Genomic DNA, 17,419 nt, shown 5'->3' on the forward strand with positions numbered 1-17,419 from the left:
CGTACTTTGTAAATGATTATTTTTGATAAAATATTGCATGGAAGTTAAGACAGGTCCATTATTAGCTGCGATAAATTACCCCGCTGATTTAAAGAAGTTTAGCGAAGAGGATTTAGAGCAGATTTGCCACGAATTACGACAGTACATTATTGATGTGGTAAGTGTAAACGGAGGCCATTTTGGTGCGAGTTTAGGGGTAGTAGAATTAACAGTAGCCCTACATTACGCATTAAATACGCCTTACGATAAATTGGTATGGGATGTTGGACACCAAGCATATGGACATAAAATACTAACGGGACGGCGAGGTCAGTTTCACACAAACAGGATCATTAATGGTATTAGCGGCTTCCCGAAAATTACGGAAAGCGAATATGATACATTTGGGGTAGGACACTCTTCAACCTCCATATCAGCTGCGCTGGGAATGGCCGTTGCTTCGCATTATAAAGGGGAAAAAGACCGACAACATGTTGCCGTAATTGGCGATGGAGCCATGACAGCGGGTTTGGCCTTCGAAGGATTAAACCATGCAGGAATAGAAAACTCTAACTTATTGGTGATTCTGAACGACAACTGTATGTCGATTGATCCGAATGTTGGTGCACTAAAAGAGTATTTAACAAGTATCACCACCTCAAAATCTTATAACCGTTTTAGGGATGACGTATCGCATGTGTTGACCAAGATTTCTGCGCTTGGTCCGAATGCACATAAATATGTTAAAAAAATAGAAAAAAGCATCAAAGGAACTTTACTGAAACAAAGCAATTTATTTGAAGCATTAAACTTTAGGTATTTTGGACCGGTTGACGGGCATGATGTAAAGCGCTTAGCGGCTACAATTAAAGATTTATCGGCCATACCTGGACCGAAACTATTGCATTGCGTAACAGTTAAGGGAAAAGGATTTGCTTTAGCAGAAAAAGATCAGACCAAATGGCATGCGCCAGGCTTGTTTGATAAAATTACAGGAGAAATCAAGAAATCAGTAGCGGATAAACCACAAGCGCCCAAATATCAGGATGTGTTTGGACATACACTAGTGGAACTGGCCGAAGCCAATGAAAAGATTGTTGGAATTACACCGGCAATGCCTTCGGGATCGTCGCTCAATATTATGATGAAAGCGATGCCAAATAGGGCGTTTGATGTGGGTATTGCAGAGCAACACGCCGTTACGTTCTCGGCAGGATTAGCGACACAGGGCTTGGTGCCGTTTTGTAATATTTATTCGAGCTTTATGCAAAGGGCATATGATCAGGTGATCCACGATGTAGCAATCCAGAACTTGAACGTAGTATTTTGCCTGGACCGGGCTGGCCTGGCAGGAGCAGACGGAGCAACACACCACGGTGCATATGATATAGCCTATATGCGTTGCATCCCCAATATGGTGGTGGCATCGCCGATGAACGAAGAGGAATTAAGGAATTTGATGTTTACGGCGCAGCAGGAAAATGTGGGGCCGTTTACTATTCGTTATCCACGGGGTTCGGGGGTTATGCCCGACTGGAAAAGACCATTTAAGAAATTAACGATCGGTACAGGCCGCAAAATAGCGGATGGAGAAGACGTTGCCATTTTATCAATCGGACATGTGGGTAATTTTGCGGTAGAAGCTTGTACCGCTCTGAACACGGAAGGGATAAATCCGGCGCATTACGACTTGCGTTTTGTAAAGCCATTGGATGCGGCGTTACTGCATGAGGTAGGTAAGCGTTACGCACACGTAATTACGGTGGAAGACGGTTGTGTGCAAGGGGGTATGGGAAGTGCGATCCTGGAGTTTATGGCAGATCATAATTATAAACCAAATATAGTAAGGTTAGGTATTCCGGATGTTTTTGTTGAACATGGAGAACAACCTGAATTATGGGATGTTTGCGGCTACGATACAAATGCGATTATTGCCGCAGTTAAAAAAATTGCAGTAGGAAGAACTACGAAGGTAATGGCGTCCTAGAAAAGGGGCATTGCGTCGCGAGGGTTGCGAAGAGTGAAGCTGAGGGACGTCGCGATACGGTACGGTAGTCATTGAGGGCCCGGTTGTCATTGAGATGCGGTTGTCATTGAGGGTGAATCGTTTTGGTGGCACGTCGTCATGGCGTCATTGCAGGGTGTGTCGTCTTGGTGGCATAGGAGGGGACGTCGTCATTGCAGGGTGCGTCGTCATAGCAGGGTGCGTCGTCATTGCGAGCGCAGCGAAGCAATCTCACGACTAGATTGCTTCGCTGCGCTCGCAATGACGGAAAGTTTTCCTTAGGGAAAATTCTCACTAACAGAAGCGTCTCACCACGTAAGCATCCTATTAACGGGAGTTCATCCCACTACTAAATATTACACAGATTAATGGAAAAGAATTCGAAAATATTTGTTGCTGGCCATAAAGGTATGGTAGGTTCGGCAATTGTGAGAAAGTTAGAGAAAGAAGGCTATACCAATATCATTACGCGCAATTCTTCCATATTAGACTTAAGGAACCAACAGGCAGTGGCAGATTTTTTTGCGCTGGAAAAGCCGGAATATGTTTTCTTAGCGGCGGCAAAAGTGGGGGGCATCATTGCGAACAATACCTATCGGGCTGATTTTTTATATGAAAACCTGTCGATCCAAAATAATGTAATCCACCACGCCTATGTAAATGGCGTGACGAAATTAATGTTCTTGGGATCGAGTTGTATCTATCCGAAACTGGCACCTCAGCCTTTAAAAGAAGAATATTTGTTAACTGGATTGCTGGAAGAAACAAATGAACCTTATGCCATCGCCAAAATTGCGGGAATTAAAATGTGTGATGCCTACCGGAGTCAATATGGCTGTAATTTTATTTCAGTAATGCCAACGAACTTATATGGCTATAATGATAATTACCACCCTCAAAACTCACACGTATTGCCTGCGCTGATCCGTAAATTTGATGAGGCGAAGAAGAATGGCGATGCAACGGTAACAGTTTGGGGCTCTGGCTCGCCGAAAAGGGAGTTTTTATTTGCGGACGACCTGGCAGAAGCTTGTTATTTTTTAATGCAGACTTACAATGAACCAAACCTGATTAATATTGGTACCGGGGAAGACTTGAGCATTAAAGAACTGGCACTGCTTATTAAGGATATTGTTGGTTTTAAAGGCGAATTGGTATTTGATACAACTAAACCAGACGGCACGCCTCGTAAACTTATGGATGTATCTAAATTGCACCAGCAAGGTTGGAAACATAAAATTGAATTAAAAGAAGGACTTAGCTTGGCGTATCAGGATTTCTTGAGCAAAAATTCTTTAGCGTAATTTCCTAGAAAGGCTATAAAAGAGGAAGGGTCGATAATTCCTCAGAATATATCGACCCGTACCATCTAAATTAACGCTCTCGGATATATAAACGCCAAAGCAGTTTAAATGTTTTATAGAATTTAAATTATTTTATTTTTTTTGAAAAGATGAGCTGCGCATCGGGTGAAGGCAGGTTGTACAGAAAAAGTGAAGGGCCGATCACTCCGAAGAATAATCGACCCTTACCATCTAAATTAACGCTCTCGAATACATAAACGTAAAAATTATGCCAAAAGTTCTAAAAAAGATCAAATAACATTAATTTTTTTCGTAACATCCTAAATCAGAGGGAAATAATCTTTTTTCATCGTTCATATCTCTTTTTAGGTAGCGGTTAAAGTAAGGGTCATCGCTTAAGTCGATTCCTTTATTTAGTACGGGACTGTTATTGTTTAAGTTAAAATTGCCTAGAAGCGGGTGTACAAAAAAGAGTTCAGTGTATAAAAAATTACCTGCTGAGAAATAAGATAACTCGGTACATCTTAAAAGGTTGTTTTTAATGACTTTTGTTAAGGTAGTAGCAGGCGATTTTTTGTCGACAATAAACTCATTAGGCAAAACTCCCCAAATGATATTATTTTGGAGATCCAGAGTAAGATGGTCCTGCTGCGTGTTGCTGATAAAATCTGAAAGATACACGGAAGCAGTTTTCCGGGCATAATGTAAATTGAAACCTGCGAAAGTATTTTGTTTTAAGTTATATTTTCCACCTCCAACGCCATATAGTAAGTACTGACCACAATTGTAAAATAGGTTATTGAAGCCTGTGAGCGATGTTTGATAACCTAAAAAGCCTACCACCTCCATGTTTTTCACAATCGTATTAGTTAATAAGAGCTTGGGTTGATCGTTAACAGACAAAGAATCGGCGGTAATGCCCACAATACCGTTTTTAATGACAGCGTAATTGATGTGTGAATTTTTGCTTTTTGGGTAAAAATGTATCCCATTCCATTGTCCGGGGTCTTCTGCATAGAAAGTCTCTAAGCGATCACTTGCAAAAAGGACACTGTCTGTTTTTGTACCCATTACCTTTAATGTCCCCTTAATATTCATTGTGGCATTGCTATGGAAAAGAATTTTACTGCCAGGTTCAATATGAAGACTGGCATCTTCCTCTATAGTTAATGATTTATAAATTACATAGGGAAGTTTGCTGTCCCAGGTAGTATTGGTTTTAATAGTTCCATTGGTTATAAAATTCGCATTCTGCCCATAAGCAATTAATGGAATACTTTTCCGCTGACCATTGTAATCGAATAAAATAGAATCCTTTACAAGGAAGGGTAAGTTTTCATCGGAAGAGTTAATGTTTACCTTGACAAAGACATTTATGGAATCTTTACCATTGATTTTAATTAAGTTTACTTCTGAAGCAGCTTGTCCGTTGATATTTAAACTGTAGGCAGAAATATTTTCGCCGCTTAATTTAATCCGACTGACGACAATGGCTTTTTCGTTAGGGTTGTAAATTTTTAACCTTCTACTTGTTGAACCAACCGTGGTAAATACCGTATCAAATAAAACACTATCGAAAGAAAATGATAGCCGGGCATTCATTTCTTCGGTAATATCTTCCTCCTTTGAGCAAGAAGCAAAAATAATGGCGGTACATAAGAAAAGAAGTAGTTTTATCCTCATAATTACTGTGCAAATGCTAAGCCCGCGATACTCAATTTTTTAATGCCGCACTTAAGTAACGAGTTGCCGCATGCTTCTAGTGTGGCGCCGGTAGTAATAACATCATCCAGCAATAAAATGTGTTTGTTTTTTAAAACTGCTGGATCGACGATTTCAAATACAGTCAACATATTTTCATATCTGTTATATCTCGATTTCTTTGTTTGCGTTTCGGTTACTCGTTTTCGTATTAACTTATTTTCTTTTACCGGAACATTCATTCGTGCTGCTACACCTTTTGCAATATACGAACTTTGATTGTAGCCTCTTTCTCTTTCTTTTTTATGATGTAAAGGCACTGGAATGATATAATCGACATCTTTATAATATTCGCTATCGTTTAGCTTTTCGCCAAGTAGACCACCCAGTTTTACGCCTACTTGCGTTTTGCCATTGTATTTTAAATTGTGGATTAAATTTTGGGTTTTGGTTCCTTTTTTAAAGTACAACATAGCCATCGCCGCTTCGAACGGTAGTCGACCCCAAAGTTGCTTTGCTACTAAATTTTGCTGATGAAGGTGGAAATCTGTATAGGGCAAATCGGACATGCAGCGAAGGCATATAGCCTCCTCGCCGTTGTAAAGACTTAATCCACAGCCGCCACAAAGGTTTGGAAAAAGCAAACCGATTACATCGAGCGCAAGGTGTTTTATTTGTAGCATAAAACAAGGTAACGAAAATTATTATACCAAAATCTCCTGGAGCGCTTTTAGTTCATTGACTTTATCTGTTGAGCCTAAGTTTTCATAGGCAGAAATTAAATTTCTAATAATGCGTCTTATAATTTCGGCATTGCTGCAGGGAGCGTAAAATCCTGGTTGAGGTTCCAAATTTAATTGTCTTAAAAACTGATCAACATCGTGTTTACCGAAGATGGCGCCTTTGTTAAAAGCATTAATATAGAATAATACGCCGTGATCCTTTTCCTCATTGCTTTCATCAATATAGCCTAAAATAAAATGCTGCGGCAAATTAACGCCGTATACCGGAATATCTAATTTCTGGGCCAGGGTAGCATAGATGATGGCCAACGAAATCTGGTTGCCTTTTTTACTTTCTAAAACCTGATTTAAATAGGAATTTTGAGGATCATGATGGTTCTTGGTATTGCCGCTAAAGCCATATTGGTGGTAAAAAACATGGTTAATGAGCTTGATCTTTTCGATAGAGCTCATCTCATATTGCAGATTGAACCAGATCTCACGCTTGATTTCTTCGATCTGATTGATAATATGCTGCTCGTTTAAATCCGGATATTGATAACGATTGATGATCAAGGCGCCCTGTAAAAGGTCGAACGCACCACTTTGATACCATAAATTGAGGTCTTCCTTTACCGTTGTAAACTGGATGGTGTGGACCAGATTTTCTATCCGCTCTTGAAGAACAGTGTTTAGCGACTGCTCCCAGGCATGCTCCAAGTGGGAAATAACTTCAACCCCATAATTTAATAAGCGCTCTTGAACATGTTGGTAGACCTCCTCATCGGGATCGTCTAATAATTTTACCAAGGCATCAATTTCTGCAAGATTTTCCATTAAAATGCAAATTAGAATTTTCTGTTTACCTATTTTTACGGCTATGTTATTTCAATTTGTAGCCGATTATTTGAAGCATCGCCTTACTGCCAAGAGCAGACATGGAACGCATTCGCCATTTGTTTATAAGTTGGTTGATGAGGTAATTTACGATTTTTCTGCAAAAAAAGTATATCAAAACATTGAACTACAACGAAAAAAACTTTTAAATGACGATACCTTACTGTCGATTACCGATTTAGGGGCAGGCTCACAGCTGAATAAGAACAAACAAAAAAAAGTTAGGGAATTGGCGAAGAATGCCTTGAAAACTCCCCGCTTAGCACAGCTAATTTATCGATTGGCAGAAAATCATGCTGCAGAGAAGCTCATCGAGTTAGGTACTTGCCTGGGGATTACCACAGCTTACCTGGCGAAGGCTAAGCCGAAGGCAACAATTGTGACTATAGAGGGCTGCCCGGAAACGGCGAATGTTGCTTACCAAAATTTTGTTGCGCTTGAGTTAAAGAATATTGAACTGCAGGTTGGGAATTTTAATGAACGGTTTCCGAAAGAGGTTGAAAATACCGAGTTATTAGATTTGGTGTACATAGATGGCAACCATACAAAAGAGGCAACATTGAACTATTTTATGCTTTGCCTGCCTAAAGTCCATGAAGGGACACTGCTGATATTTGATGATATTTATTGGAGTGAGGGAATGAAAGAGGCCTGGGAAGAGATTAAGGCGCATTCACAAGTTTCTGTAACTGTTGATTTATTTTGGATCGGTCTGGTTTATTTTAAAAAAGACCAGGTTAAGGAACATTTCAAGATTAAATTCTAAACCAACTTCTAAACCGACTTCGTAAGTCGGCTCAAAAACGTCGACTTACGAAGTCGGACGATTCAACCCCGACTTACGAAGTCGGAAATTTGTCAAAAAGGTTGTGCTCACTGGGATGTGAAGTTTATTCCATTAATAATCAATTAATTACAGTTATAACTGATTTTATAGTTGTATAACTGAAAAATAAGTTATAGATTTAGGTTATGGAAGAATTAACTAAAGCAGAAGAACGTATCATGCAAGTCCTATGGAAATTGCAAACTGCATTTGTCAAAGACATTATTGACGAATTGGACGAAGAACCTAAACCGCCATACAATACCATCTCCTCTATAGTGAGGCTTTTAGAAAAGAAAGGCTATGTTTCTTATAAAGCTTATGGTAAAACCTACGAGTATTTTCCGGCGATAACGAAGGAGGAGTACACGAAAACAACTTTCACGAAACTATTTTCTGGTTACTTCGATAATTCTCCAGCTAGTTTGCTATCGTTTATGGTGAAGGAAGAAAAATTAAGTGCAGAAGATATTGCCGAGTTAACTGCTTTAATCAATAAAAACAAAAAACAAGATGGAACTATTTAGCTACCTCCTCAAAGTAAGTGCATGTTCGATGCTGTTCTTCTCCTTTTATTTACTGGTATTGAGAAACTTTACTTTTTTTAAGATTAACCGATTTTATCTACTGTTTAGCCTATTACTCAGCTTTGTTATTCCTTCGCTGCAGTTTACGATAGAAAGGGAAGTAGCCTCAAGCACACCAATAGAGGGTGCTTTAGTCGCCCCAGGCATGGATTTGAGCAAGGTCGCCTTAGAAACCCCGATAGTAGTGAGCACTGGCTCAGCACCATACGCACAAAGTGAGGTTGATTGGTATGCGCTATTACCTTACCTGTATGGTGGTATTGTTGCCGGCCTTTTACTCTTAACTGGTTGGAGGGTTTATCAGCTGCTGAAACATACTGGTTCTGTGGTTAAAGAAATTAACGGACTGAAAGTGGTGACCAAACAGAGCGGTTTTACCAATTGCTCTTTCTTTAATTATGTTTTTGTTGATGAAAAGAGTTTAACCAAAGGGGAGCTTGTAGTTTTACTAGCCCATGAAGAGGTGCACGCAAGGCAGTACCATTCGGTAGATAAACTGCTGCTAATGGTAGTAAAAGCTGTGCTCTGGTTTAATCCGATTATGTACTTGTACGACAAAGCTTTGGAGCAAGCGCATGAATATGAGGCAGATGAGGCTACCTCGCAGCAAATTGGCACGGAGACATATGCTACGCTGTTATTAAATCTGGCGGTAGCTAAAAGCGCTAACCCATTAATCCACAATTTCGTGAAAAGCCCTATTAAACAAAGAATTAAGATGTTATTTAACTCAAAATCAAAGAATATGAAAAAGTTAGCTTATTTGTTAGCGTTGCCGATTGGACTGATCCTAATTTGGGGCTTTACAGTTGATGTTGTAAACGTATTTCCTAAAGGAAGTCAGGATAAAGATTTTACCTTGGTAATTGATGCCGGTCATGGGGGCAAGGATAAGGGGGCTGTTGTTGATGGCGTTTCTGAGAAGGAAATTGCTCTTTTAATGAGTAAAAAGTTAAAAGTATTGGCGGAAGAAAAAGGGATAAAAGTAATGATTACCCGGGCAAATGATTCTTATATGAGTTTGAAGGATCGCGCTAGCCTGGATGGAAGCTTTCTAATTTCTCTACATGTAAATTCCGCTATTAATGGTAACACGGCAAATGGAGTTGAGATGTTTGTTTCCCCTTCATCAGATCGGTTGAAAGATATCAGGGCGATGAGCATGACCTTTCATTTGTACAAGAACCTAAAAAGTATTAACGGAATCGCCATATCCAATAAGCCAAAACAAAAGAAATTGTACGTATTAGAGAATTCAAAAATGCCAGGTGTGACGCTTGAACTGGGTTATTTAACTAATAAGAATGATTTTCAATTTATCACCAATGAACAGAAGCAAAATGAATTAGCAAAAGCTATTATTGAGGGAGTTTTAAACTATCGGAAAAATAGCAAGAGTGACGAAGAAATTAAGGCTATGCAAAAGGAAGTAGACAGAATTTCGGCAGACTATGCAGCGTGGAAACGCTCCGATAAATATAAACTGAACCTCGCCAAAGCAGCTAAAATCAGACAAAAAACATTAACTGGTAAAATAGAATCTCTTCATTACTTTTCAGTAAGAAATATACTTGATGGTTTTATTTTAAATGTGGATGGGGAACGGTATCGTGTGTATTTAACCAAAGAGCAACTTAAGCACTTTAATTTAGCTGTTGGAGATCCAATTTCGGTAAAGGCAAGTGAAACAGCGGCATGGATAGATTCGGAATACCCGGTTATCCAACCAAAAGAAATCAAGAATGTCGACAAGATATCGTCAACTTCCCCGAAACCAATGCTCCATTCTTCGTCTACTTTAACAGTTGATCAGCATACAAAACTCACGTATGTTAAAGATGGTGTAATGAGTATCTTCGACGGGGAATTAAAGGCTGAGGAAATTGAAATAGATACGGAAGGGGGGCTTGTGACGGCTAAAAATGCCCGGTTTAAGAAAGCAAATGGTAAGTTAACATCAGCGGCTCTCATGAAATTTAACACGAGAACGGGGGGATTTTCTGCAAATTATATGACTAAAGATAATTCAGCTGCTTTTGAGCTGATTTCTAAACTAAAATATGAAGCTTCTGACTCTGTTACTATAAATCGGGTTATGGGCAGTGGAATTATTTTAAGCGGGAATATTAAATTAGCGATTGATAATTACACGATTAAGGGTAGAATTGTTTCAGTTAACGCAGGCTCTAATGTTTTAACAGCACATCTTGGTTCTTTAAAGAAAGGAAATGGACCTGAAATTAAATATGAGAAAATGGAATTTGATCTCTTAACGAAGGAGACAAAATATTCAAATTAACGGAGATATCAGCCCTCCGACTTCGTAAGTCGGCTCAAAATGGTCGACTTACGAAGTCGGACGATTCAACCCCGACTTGCGAAGTCGAAAAAAGTCGAAAATTTTTATAAACCCGGCTGATAGGTTCTTTCTGCATTTTTAAGGACATCTTCCTTGTAAAACAACACCTCCTTAAATTGCCCTTTGCTATACATTAATGCTTGATCGTTAAAATGTTTCGATGTTGGGTCGCCACTATTGCCTCCAGCTAAAATAGATTTCGCCTTTATCTTGCTTCCAAATTCAACTACGCAAACAAAACTATTTCCACTGGTTCCGTAACGTTTATTGGTTTTGAAAAAGCCACTTCTATAAGAGGGCAGTTGGCCCCACATTGCTGATCCAAAGCCAACGGGTATGCTTGGCAATGCATCATCATACTTTTCGTTTATGGCACCAGTTAATCGTTGGAAGCGATTTACTTCGCCCCATGGCATATCCCATTTTCCGTAACGCTTGGTTAAATTTGTGACTACAGCCTTTAAAGGATCTAATAACTCGTTGGGCCTGGCCTTCGCCGCAAACTCGATGGTATTTTGAACTTGATCTTTTTCGCCCTGATCGATATAAACGCGTTGTATATTTGGAATTAATAATTGTGCCCAATCGAACGCCAGGGTTGACGCGATAGAATTTTCATTACAACGATAATCCCATGCCTTGAGCACTGCGAGAGGCTCTTTTAGTTCGGTTAACAAGGGATCGCTCTGTGGCAATTGTTCATAGGCATTTACCAAAGCGGGCACTAGCACTGCAAAAGCAGACAGATAAGTATCGTAACCAGTAGCAATTACCTTGTCGATGTTGTATTTGGTTGGCTGATTTAATAACCTCACCGCATTTACACCCCTAAAATTTTCTCCGTCTGGAGCCATGTAGGGAGGATAATTTTCTTTTTTGGGGCTGTTTGCTCCTGCTACTGAAAAAGGGGTAGAATTACAGTTCTGCAACCATCCGTTTACCGGGTTATAGATATGGACACTTTCTTTAACAGGGTGCAATCCTTTCCAGGCTGTTGCAGAAGTGCTGCCATCAACCACGTTGCCCCAGTTAAATTTTGGATCTCTGATTGGAATGAAGTTGCCGTGCCAGTAGGCGATATTTCCTTTTGCATCGGCATACACAGTGTTGTTAGAGGCATTGGCTTTTAAGTCCATCGCTTTTTGGTAGTCTTCAAAGCTTTTGGCTTTTGTTCTTACCCAACTTTGGATCAAACTTGCCGTGTTTCTGTTCTTTGATTTTAAGCTGATCCATTTTCCATCTCGAATAGCCATAATGGGACCGTTTTTGGTGAAATAGGTGTTGAATTGCTTGGTTTTAATGCTTTTGCCGTCGAGGTATTTGATGCTGACCTTTTTTTGTCCGACAGGGAGGAGTTTCTTATCATACTCATAGAAGAGGCCTTTTGCAGTTTTACTCACTTTCTCAGCATACATATCGGCAATGTCGACGTTATTGGAGGTGTGCATCCAGCCGCAAAACTCATTAAAGCCCTGGTAAATGAAGAATTGTCCCCAGGTAACGGCGCCGTAGGCATTTAGGCCCTGCTCGCTTTGCATTTGTACTTCGGGCCTGAAATAGAAAGTTGTGTGTGGGTTGATGTATAAAATTGCGTTGCCCGATTCGGTAATGGAGGGGGCGAATGCAAAACCATTGGAACCGCTCTGTTGATCTTTAATAACCTTTCGATAGGCCGTGGGAGTATAATCGCCGCTATAAAACTTCTTTAATTCGCCGATGGTGAGGTTTGCTGTATTGATGGCGCCGATGCTTCCGTCGGTCCACAATAGCGGATACCAAGGTTTAAAGCGTTTAAGCAAAGCTGGTTTAACTGCTGGATGCGTGTGGAGATAGAAATTAATGGCTGCAGCTTGTGCATTTAATAAACTTTTTAACCAAGGTTGTGCTTTCTGATAGTCGGCAATGGCCGCGGTGCTGTCGATTAATAATCGGATTTGAAGGTCGTTGAAGATATCTTTCTCGCCGTTTATCTCTGATAATCGCCCTAGTTTTTCGATATAGTTAAGTTCTATGCGTTTGAAATCATCTTCGCATTGCGCATATAATAAACCGAACACAGCGTCGGCATCTGTTTTACCATACACATGGGGGATGCCCCAATTATCGCGGATAATGGTGACCTGTTTAGCTTGCTTTTGATAGGAAGCTATTTCTGTTGCGCTAAAGTTTTGTGCAAATAGGGAGAGCGGGAGGAAAAGGAATAACAGGAATGATTTCATAGCGTGCTTAATTTCTCATCGTTGCAAATATTACTGCACCGATGATTATTAAAATATATACTCCAATAAATACAATTGTGCTAATACCCCAGAGCTTAAACAATGATTTTAACTTTTCTAAAGCATTGGTAATACCAATATTATCTCTGAGTACGATGGCTGAGCTGATTTTACTGCCAAACTGAAAAATGTACAGCGAAGAAAAGAAATAAAATATATCAATTAAAACATAAAATGCGATAATAAAACCCCTCATGCCTGCAACCATATGTGTGCCGGGGTTGTTGTAGGGGTCCATTTGGGTCATTCCTGAAAGGATAGCTCCCATTGCCAAGGAAACAATTATAAACAATCCGCAAAAGATAAATCCCATAATGCCTAAAAACTTTGCCCATTTGGCAGCGGTAAATAGGTAGTATTGTGCCTGTTCATTTAATGCAATGTTTTCGAAAGCTTCAGGGGCTTGGGTAGGTTCGTTAATTTCAATATTTTCCATACAGTATTTAGTTTAAACAAATATGTGTAAATAAAATGGAAATATATTGTTGTGGAAGTTAAAATGCTTCGGCTAGGCTAATATAAAATCCCTTCTGGCGGTCTTCGTTTGCATTCTTTTCTCCGATACCGTAATCTAAGCGTATGCTTAATCCTTTTGCAGGGTCGAAAAAGTACCGTCCGCCGATGCCGTAATTAGGTTTTAATGCGTTTAAAGTGAAGTTGCCGTTTGAAAATACTTTTCCGGTACCACCAAAAGCCACCAGGCCAAAACGATTGCTAAAACGATAGCGGAGTTCGGCTTGTGAGGCTATTAAATTCTCGTCACGATAGCGGCCGGTATAATAACCGCGCATTATTTCGTCGTTACCGAGTTGGGGCAGCAAATAAAATGGGGTATTTTGGCCTTGTATGGTATAGTATATCGCTTGTACACCAAAGACTAATTGAGGGGCAACAGGCCAGAAATTCCGGATATTTGCTTTGATAAGGCTTCCGCTAAAGTTGTTTCCGCCAAAAAAGCTTGGAGCATATTGATAGGTTAGTCTGCCAAAGAAACCTTTCGTAGGATAATTGTTGGAGTTTCGGGTATCATAGCTTTGAGAAATGCCCAGATAAAATACATTACCGCCGTCTCGATCATTTAACGAAGGCGAAGTTTGGTAGAGACCACCAGCGATTTTGTCCTTAAATTGATAACTTTCGAAACCTAATGATATACCTGTATAGGCTGATTTGATAAAGGTTTTTTCAGCATCGAATGCAATTTTAACCAGCTGTTGAATCAAACGGTCTTCATTGATTTGCGCAGTATTATTTCCTATGCCGTAAAAGTTGAAAGGAATTTTTTTAAATCTTATTTCCCCAATTAGGTGATAGCGGTTTTTTCTGGTCCAAGCGTCGCCTTTTAAGGCTAGGTTATATGTTTTTTTTGTGGAATAAGTGGCTGTTCCAGAGAAGTTTGAACTACGGTTGAGGGTGTCTTTTCGATCTACATAAAAGGAGTAGAGTGAGCCTAAGCCAAATTCAAAGCCAATTTCTTGCGAATAGCCTAATGCCGGGATTGGCATAAAACTAGCTTTACGGGTGGTATCCTTTTCGTTTGATAGCAATTTTTGGATCAACTTTTTCTGGGCAGAAACGGGGTTGCTGACTAGGAAAAATATAATTAGCAGGGGCAGTTTTCTCATTGATACAAAGTAAGGGAAAAAGCGTTAGAATTTAACTTTATTCCCAATCTGGCTTAAAACCAATTTTTTTCGATTGGTTAGCTATGGCAAGTGATTTATTTTGCAATTCATCAAGGTATTGAAAGATGATGTCTATGTTTTTGTTTTGTGAAACATGTTTTTTGTCGTGGAGTTGAAGCTTATCCCTAATCTGGGCTATTTCCAATCGGATTGATAATTGATCAGTTAACAAATGACGCATTTTCACAAAAATCCTAATGATTTGAATATTAACCTTCTCTTATTATATAAATCTGGTTCATGATGATTTCATCAGGAAGATATAATTGATCTACTAAATTTGGGATTTTCATATATCGTTTTGGTTACGCACACAATTTATTATTAAATAGCTTTAGCAGCCAAGTTATTTAGGTTGAATTAATATCAACTTAAATAATTTTGATATTTGAATTCTTGCTTAATGAGGCATTCAACGTGGTATCACAAATTGTGATACCACGCTGAATGCATTGAATCGATGATTTTAAGTTTTAAGAGGTAATCGTTACTTTTGCACCCGAACAAAAAAATATAATGATGAGCACGAATAGAGGACCGATATCGAAATTTATGGAGACTAATTATCTTCATTTTAATGCTGCTGCCATGATGGATGCTGCGAAAGGTTATGAAACCCATTTAGATGAGGGCGGTAAAATGATGATTACACTTGCTGGAGCGATGAGTACAGCAGAACTTGGCATTTCTTTAGCAGAAATGATTAGACAAGATAAAGTAGCCATTATTTCATGTACCGGAGCCAACCTTGAAGAAGATATTATGAATCTGGTAGCGCACTCACATTATAAAAGGGTGCCGAATTACCGGGATTTGAGTCCGCAGGACGAGTGGGATTTGCTAGAAAATCACTATAACCGCGTTACAGATACTTGTATTCCGGAAGAAGAGGCTTTTCGTCGCTTACAAAAACATATCCACAAGATCTGGAAAGATGCGGATGATGCTGGCGAACGTTATTTTCCGCATGAGTTTATGTATAAGATGTTGCTAAGTGGCGATTTGGAACAATACTATGAGATCGATCCAAAGAATTCATGGATGTTAGCGGCAGCTGAAAAGAACTTACCAATTGTGGTTCCAGGATGGGAAGACTCTACTATGGGTAATATTTTTGCTTCTTATGTAATGAAAAAGGAGTTAAATGCAACTACTATGAAAAGTGGAATTGAGTATATGGGCTGGTTGGCCGACTGGTATATTGCAAATTCAGCTGGTAAAGGCATAGGTTTTTTCCAAATAGGCGGTGGTATTGCGGGCGATTTCCCGATTTGCGTAGTACCGATGCTTTATCAAGATATGGAAATGGAAAATATTCCTTTCTGGAGCTATTTCTGTCAGATTTCTGATTCGACCACCTCTTATGGTTCGTATTCTGGTGCCGTGCCGAATGAGAAGATTACTTGGGGTAAATTAGATATTCATACACCAAAGTTCATCGTAGAGTCGGATGCGACAATTGTTGCGCCACTGATTTTTGCCTGGATATTGAAAATGTAGTAGGCATTCACAATATTCATTTATTTGGAAGCTCAAAATTTTTTTTGATAAGCAACTTGGTTCGGCGACAACTTTTTTATAAAAACCGTCGATTTCTTAGGTAAAAAGCAAGGAAAACCAACAATTTAGAATGATTATAAATTGTATTTCTCTGTCATTAATATGTCATTGGTATCTTAATAAATTCTACTTTTGTTCAAATCTTTCTGAGCGGTGGAGGCCGGTACTTCAGTTAGCTTTAAATTTTATTTCAAAATATAGCATAAAACACTCATTATGAGGAATATCTCATTAAATTTTAAGAAAGTTTGGAAGTCGGCATTTGTATTTGCTGCTTTCTCTTTTTTAATTCTATCAGGAGCACAAGCACAAGATTTAGTAGAGGGTAAGACTTTATTTAAAGATAAATGTGCTTCTTGTCACAATCTTGCAACCAATAGCACTGGTCCGGCATTAACGCCAAAGATGAACGAATTGGACGAGGCGTATTTAATTCCATGGATTAAAAACAACTTGGCTTTAACTGCATCGGGTAATAAACAAGCTATTGAAGCGTCTAAGTTTTCGCCAACGGAAATGAAGGCTTTCCCAACCTTAACTGACGATCAGATTAAGAGCATTATTGCTTACGCTAAAGTAGGGGAGCCTAAAAAGGAAGTTGCTGCTGGTGAAGCTGCAGTTGATGAAGGTGCTTCTGCCTTATCAATCGTTGGTATCATTGCGATTATTATTTTATCGATCATTGTATTGATAGTTTTAGGACGTGCAGTGAAAATGTTAGAGCGCTTAATTCTACAAAAACAAGGGATTGAAATTGTGGAAGAGGAGTCTGTATCACTTACTGTAGGTGTTGGTAGATTATTCAAAAACAAGAAATTCGTATTTTTCACTGTACTTTGTTTAGTGGTAGTATTAGGTTCATTTGGTTGGATGGGTATGTGGGAAACAGGTGTTCACACAGGTTACAAACCAACACAGCCAATTAAATTCTCGCACGAACTGCATGCAGGTATTAACCAGATCGACTGTCAGTATTGCCATACTGGTCCGTTTAAATCGAAAAATGCAACTATTCCTTCTTTAAATGTATGTATGAACTGCCATAAAAACGTGCAGGCTGTACAGGAAGATGGTTCAGTTTCGCCAGAAATTCAGAAAATATACAATGCCATCGGTTACGATCCGGCTACGCAGACTTACGATAAGACTAAAGAGAAGCCTATCGAGTGGGTACGTGTACACAACCTGCCTGATTTTGCTTATTTCAATCACTCGCAACACGTTGTAGTTGGTGAAGCGGCTATCCGTAAAGAAAAAGGTTTAAAACCAACAGATCCTGTATGTTTTGCTTGTCACGGTCCGGTGAATACAATGGAAGAGTTAGAACAGCATTCTCCATTAACGATGAAATGGTGTATAAACTGCCATAAAGATGCCGATATCTCTGATAAGAAAGATGATGCTTTCTATACGAATGTGATTAAAGCACACGAGAAGATTAAAAAAGGAGAAAAAATTACCCCTGCATTATTGGGTGGTTTAGAGTGTGGTAAATGCCATTATTAATAAATAGAT

General features: G+C 39.3%; 14 protein-coding genes. 7 read left to right on the forward strand and 7 right to left on the reverse strand.

Annotation, left to right across the window (positions count from 1 at the left end):
• Window positions 1–37: 37 nt before the first annotated feature.
• The gene (gene dxs, locus BM207_RS01695) at window positions 38–1,966 is read left to right on the forward strand and encodes a 1-deoxy-D-xylulose-5-phosphate synthase (RefSeq protein WP_090991819.1); all 1,929 of its coding nucleotides are present in this window, start codon (window positions 38–40) and stop codon (window positions 1,964–1,966) included.
• A 386-nt stretch (window positions 1,967–2,352) separates the two neighbouring features.
• Window positions 2,353–3,288, forward strand: coding sequence for a GDP-L-fucose synthase (gene fcl / locus BM207_RS01700; protein WP_090991820.1), 936 nt, complete (start codon window positions 2,353–2,355; stop codon window positions 3,286–3,288).
• A 300-nt stretch (window positions 3,289–3,588) separates the two neighbouring features.
• On the opposite strand, the gene BM207_RS01705 is transcribed toward fcl, so the two are convergent.
• The 3 genes from BM207_RS01705 to BM207_RS01715 are packed head-to-tail and all read right to left on the reverse strand — an operon-like array spanning window position 3,589 to window position 6,548.
• Window positions 3,589–4,971, reverse strand: coding sequence for a hypothetical protein (locus BM207_RS01705; RefSeq protein ID WP_090991821.1), 1,383 nt, complete (start codon window positions 4,969–4,971; stop codon window positions 3,589–3,591).
• Between the two features lie 2 nt (window positions 4,972–4,973).
• On the reverse strand, window positions 4,974–5,672 hold the full coding sequence (locus BM207_RS01710) for a ComF family protein (RefSeq protein ID WP_090991822.1): 699 nt from the start codon (window positions 5,670–5,672) through the stop codon (window positions 4,974–4,976).
• Window positions 5,673–5,693: 21 nt separating this feature from the next.
• Entirely contained in the window at window positions 5,694–6,548 is an 855-nt protein-coding gene (locus BM207_RS01715; RefSeq protein WP_090991823.1) for a transglutaminase-like domain-containing protein, read from the reverse strand.
• 43 nt (window positions 6,549–6,591) lie between these two features.
• Between BM207_RS01715 and BM207_RS01720 the strand changes: the two genes are divergently transcribed.
• From BM207_RS01720 to BM207_RS01730, 3 genes are all read left to right on the forward strand, one after another.
• On the forward strand, window positions 6,592–7,374 hold the full coding sequence (locus tag BM207_RS01720) for an O-methyltransferase (RefSeq protein ID WP_090992060.1): 783 nt from the start codon (window positions 6,592–6,594) through the stop codon (window positions 7,372–7,374).
• A 206-nt stretch (window positions 7,375–7,580) separates the two neighbouring features.
• A complete protein-coding gene (locus BM207_RS01725; protein WP_090991824.1) occupies window positions 7,581–7,961 on the forward strand; it encodes a BlaI/MecI/CopY family transcriptional regulator in 381 nt (126 codons plus the stop codon).
• On the forward strand, window positions 7,948–10,320 hold the full coding sequence (locus tag BM207_RS01730) for an N-acetylmuramoyl-L-alanine amidase (protein ID WP_090991825.1): 2,373 nt from the start codon (window positions 7,948–7,950) through the stop codon (window positions 10,318–10,320). Before BM207_RS01725 ends, BM207_RS01730 begins: the two co-directional genes overlap by 14 nt.
• 104 nt (window positions 10,321–10,424) lie before the next feature.
• On the opposite strand, the gene BM207_RS01735 is transcribed toward BM207_RS01730, so the two are convergent.
• From BM207_RS01735 to BM207_RS01750, 4 genes are read right to left on the reverse strand one after another with little or no spacing between them, the layout of a single operon-like run.
• Window positions 10,425–12,599 (reverse strand): penicillin acylase family protein, encoded by a 2,175-nt coding sequence (locus BM207_RS01735; protein ID WP_090991826.1) that lies wholly within the window; start codon window positions 12,597–12,599, stop codon window positions 10,425–10,427.
• 7 nt (window positions 12,600–12,606) lie between these two features.
• Entirely contained in the window at window positions 12,607–13,095 is a 489-nt protein-coding gene (locus BM207_RS01740; RefSeq protein WP_090991827.1) for a DUF5362 family protein, read from the reverse strand.
• 58 nt (window positions 13,096–13,153) lie between these two features.
• Window positions 13,154–14,284 carry a BamA/TamA family outer membrane protein gene (locus BM207_RS01745; protein WP_090991828.1) on the reverse strand — a complete coding sequence of 377 codons (1,131 nt, stop codon included), beginning with the start codon at window positions 14,282–14,284 and terminating at the stop codon, window positions 13,154–13,156.
• 37 nt (window positions 14,285–14,321) lie between these two features.
• Window positions 14,322–14,525, reverse strand: a complete 204-nt coding sequence (locus tag BM207_RS01750; protein ID WP_090991829.1) for a hypothetical protein — start codon at window positions 14,523–14,525, stop codon at window positions 14,322–14,324.
• Window positions 14,526–14,863: 338 nt separating this feature from the next.
• On the opposite strand from BM207_RS01750, the gene BM207_RS01755 reads away from it, so the two are divergent.
• Together BM207_RS01755 and BM207_RS01760 are read left to right on the forward strand one after the other, a co-directional pair.
• Window positions 14,864–15,844, forward strand: a complete 981-nt coding sequence (locus BM207_RS01755; protein WP_090991830.1) for a deoxyhypusine synthase family protein — start codon at window positions 14,864–14,866, stop codon at window positions 15,842–15,844.
• Between the two features lie 276 nt (window positions 15,845–16,120).
• Entirely contained in the window at window positions 16,121–17,410 is a 1,290-nt protein-coding gene (locus tag BM207_RS01760; RefSeq protein ID WP_090991831.1) for a c-type cytochrome, read from the forward strand.
• Window positions 17,411–17,419 lie beyond the last annotated feature (9 nt).

The organism is Pedobacter insulae, from assembly GCF_900113525.1.
Classification (GTDB): Bacteria; Bacteroidota; Bacteroidia; order Sphingobacteriales; family Sphingobacteriaceae; genus Pedobacter; species Pedobacter insulae.

Excerpts from the sequence above, each read along its gene's own strand:
- BM207_RS01725 (WP_090991824.1), top strand. The coding sequence starts at position 7,581 with ATGGAAGAATTAACTAAAGCAGAAGAACGTATCATGCAAGTCCTATGG.
- BM207_RS01740 (WP_090991827.1), bottom strand. The coding sequence starts at position 13,095 with ATGGAAAATATTGAAATTAACGAACCTACCCAAGCCCCTGAAGCTTTC.
- BM207_RS01705 (WP_090991821.1), bottom strand. The coding sequence starts at position 4,971 with ATGAGGATAAAACTACTTCTTTTCTTATGTACCGCCATTATTTTTGCT.
- BM207_RS01735 (WP_090991826.1), bottom strand. The coding sequence starts at position 12,599 with ATGAAATCATTCCTGTTATTCCTTTTCCTCCCGCTCTCCCTATTTGCA.
- BM207_RS01730 (WP_090991825.1), top strand. The coding sequence starts at position 7,948 with ATGGAACTATTTAGCTACCTCCTCAAAGTAAGTGCATGTTCGATGCTG.
- BM207_RS01720 (WP_090992060.1), top strand. The coding sequence starts at position 6,592 with ATGTTATTTCAATTTGTAGCCGATTATTTGAAGCATCGCCTTACTGCC.
- BM207_RS01750 (WP_090991829.1), bottom strand. The coding sequence starts at position 14,525 with ATGCGTCATTTGTTAACTGATCAATTATCAATCCGATTGGAAATAGCC.
- dxs (WP_090991819.1), top strand. The coding sequence starts at position 38 with ATGGAAGTTAAGACAGGTCCATTATTAGCTGCGATAAATTACCCCGCT.
- BM207_RS01760 (WP_090991831.1), top strand. The coding sequence starts at position 16,121 with ATGAGGAATATCTCATTAAATTTTAAGAAAGTTTGGAAGTCGGCATTT.
- BM207_RS01710 (WP_090991822.1), bottom strand. The coding sequence starts at position 5,672 with ATGCTACAAATAAAACACCTTGCGCTCGATGTAATCGGTTTGCTTTTT.
- fcl (WP_090991820.1), top strand. The coding sequence starts at position 2,353 with ATGGAAAAGAATTCGAAAATATTTGTTGCTGGCCATAAAGGTATGGTA.
- BM207_RS01755 (WP_090991830.1), top strand. The coding sequence starts at position 14,864 with ATGAGCACGAATAGAGGACCGATATCGAAATTTATGGAGACTAATTAT.
- BM207_RS01715 (WP_090991823.1), bottom strand. The coding sequence starts at position 6,548 with ATGGAAAATCTTGCAGAAATTGATGCCTTGGTAAAATTATTAGACGAT.
- BM207_RS01745 (WP_090991828.1), bottom strand. The coding sequence starts at position 14,284 with ATGAGAAAACTGCCCCTGCTAATTATATTTTTCCTAGTCAGCAACCCC.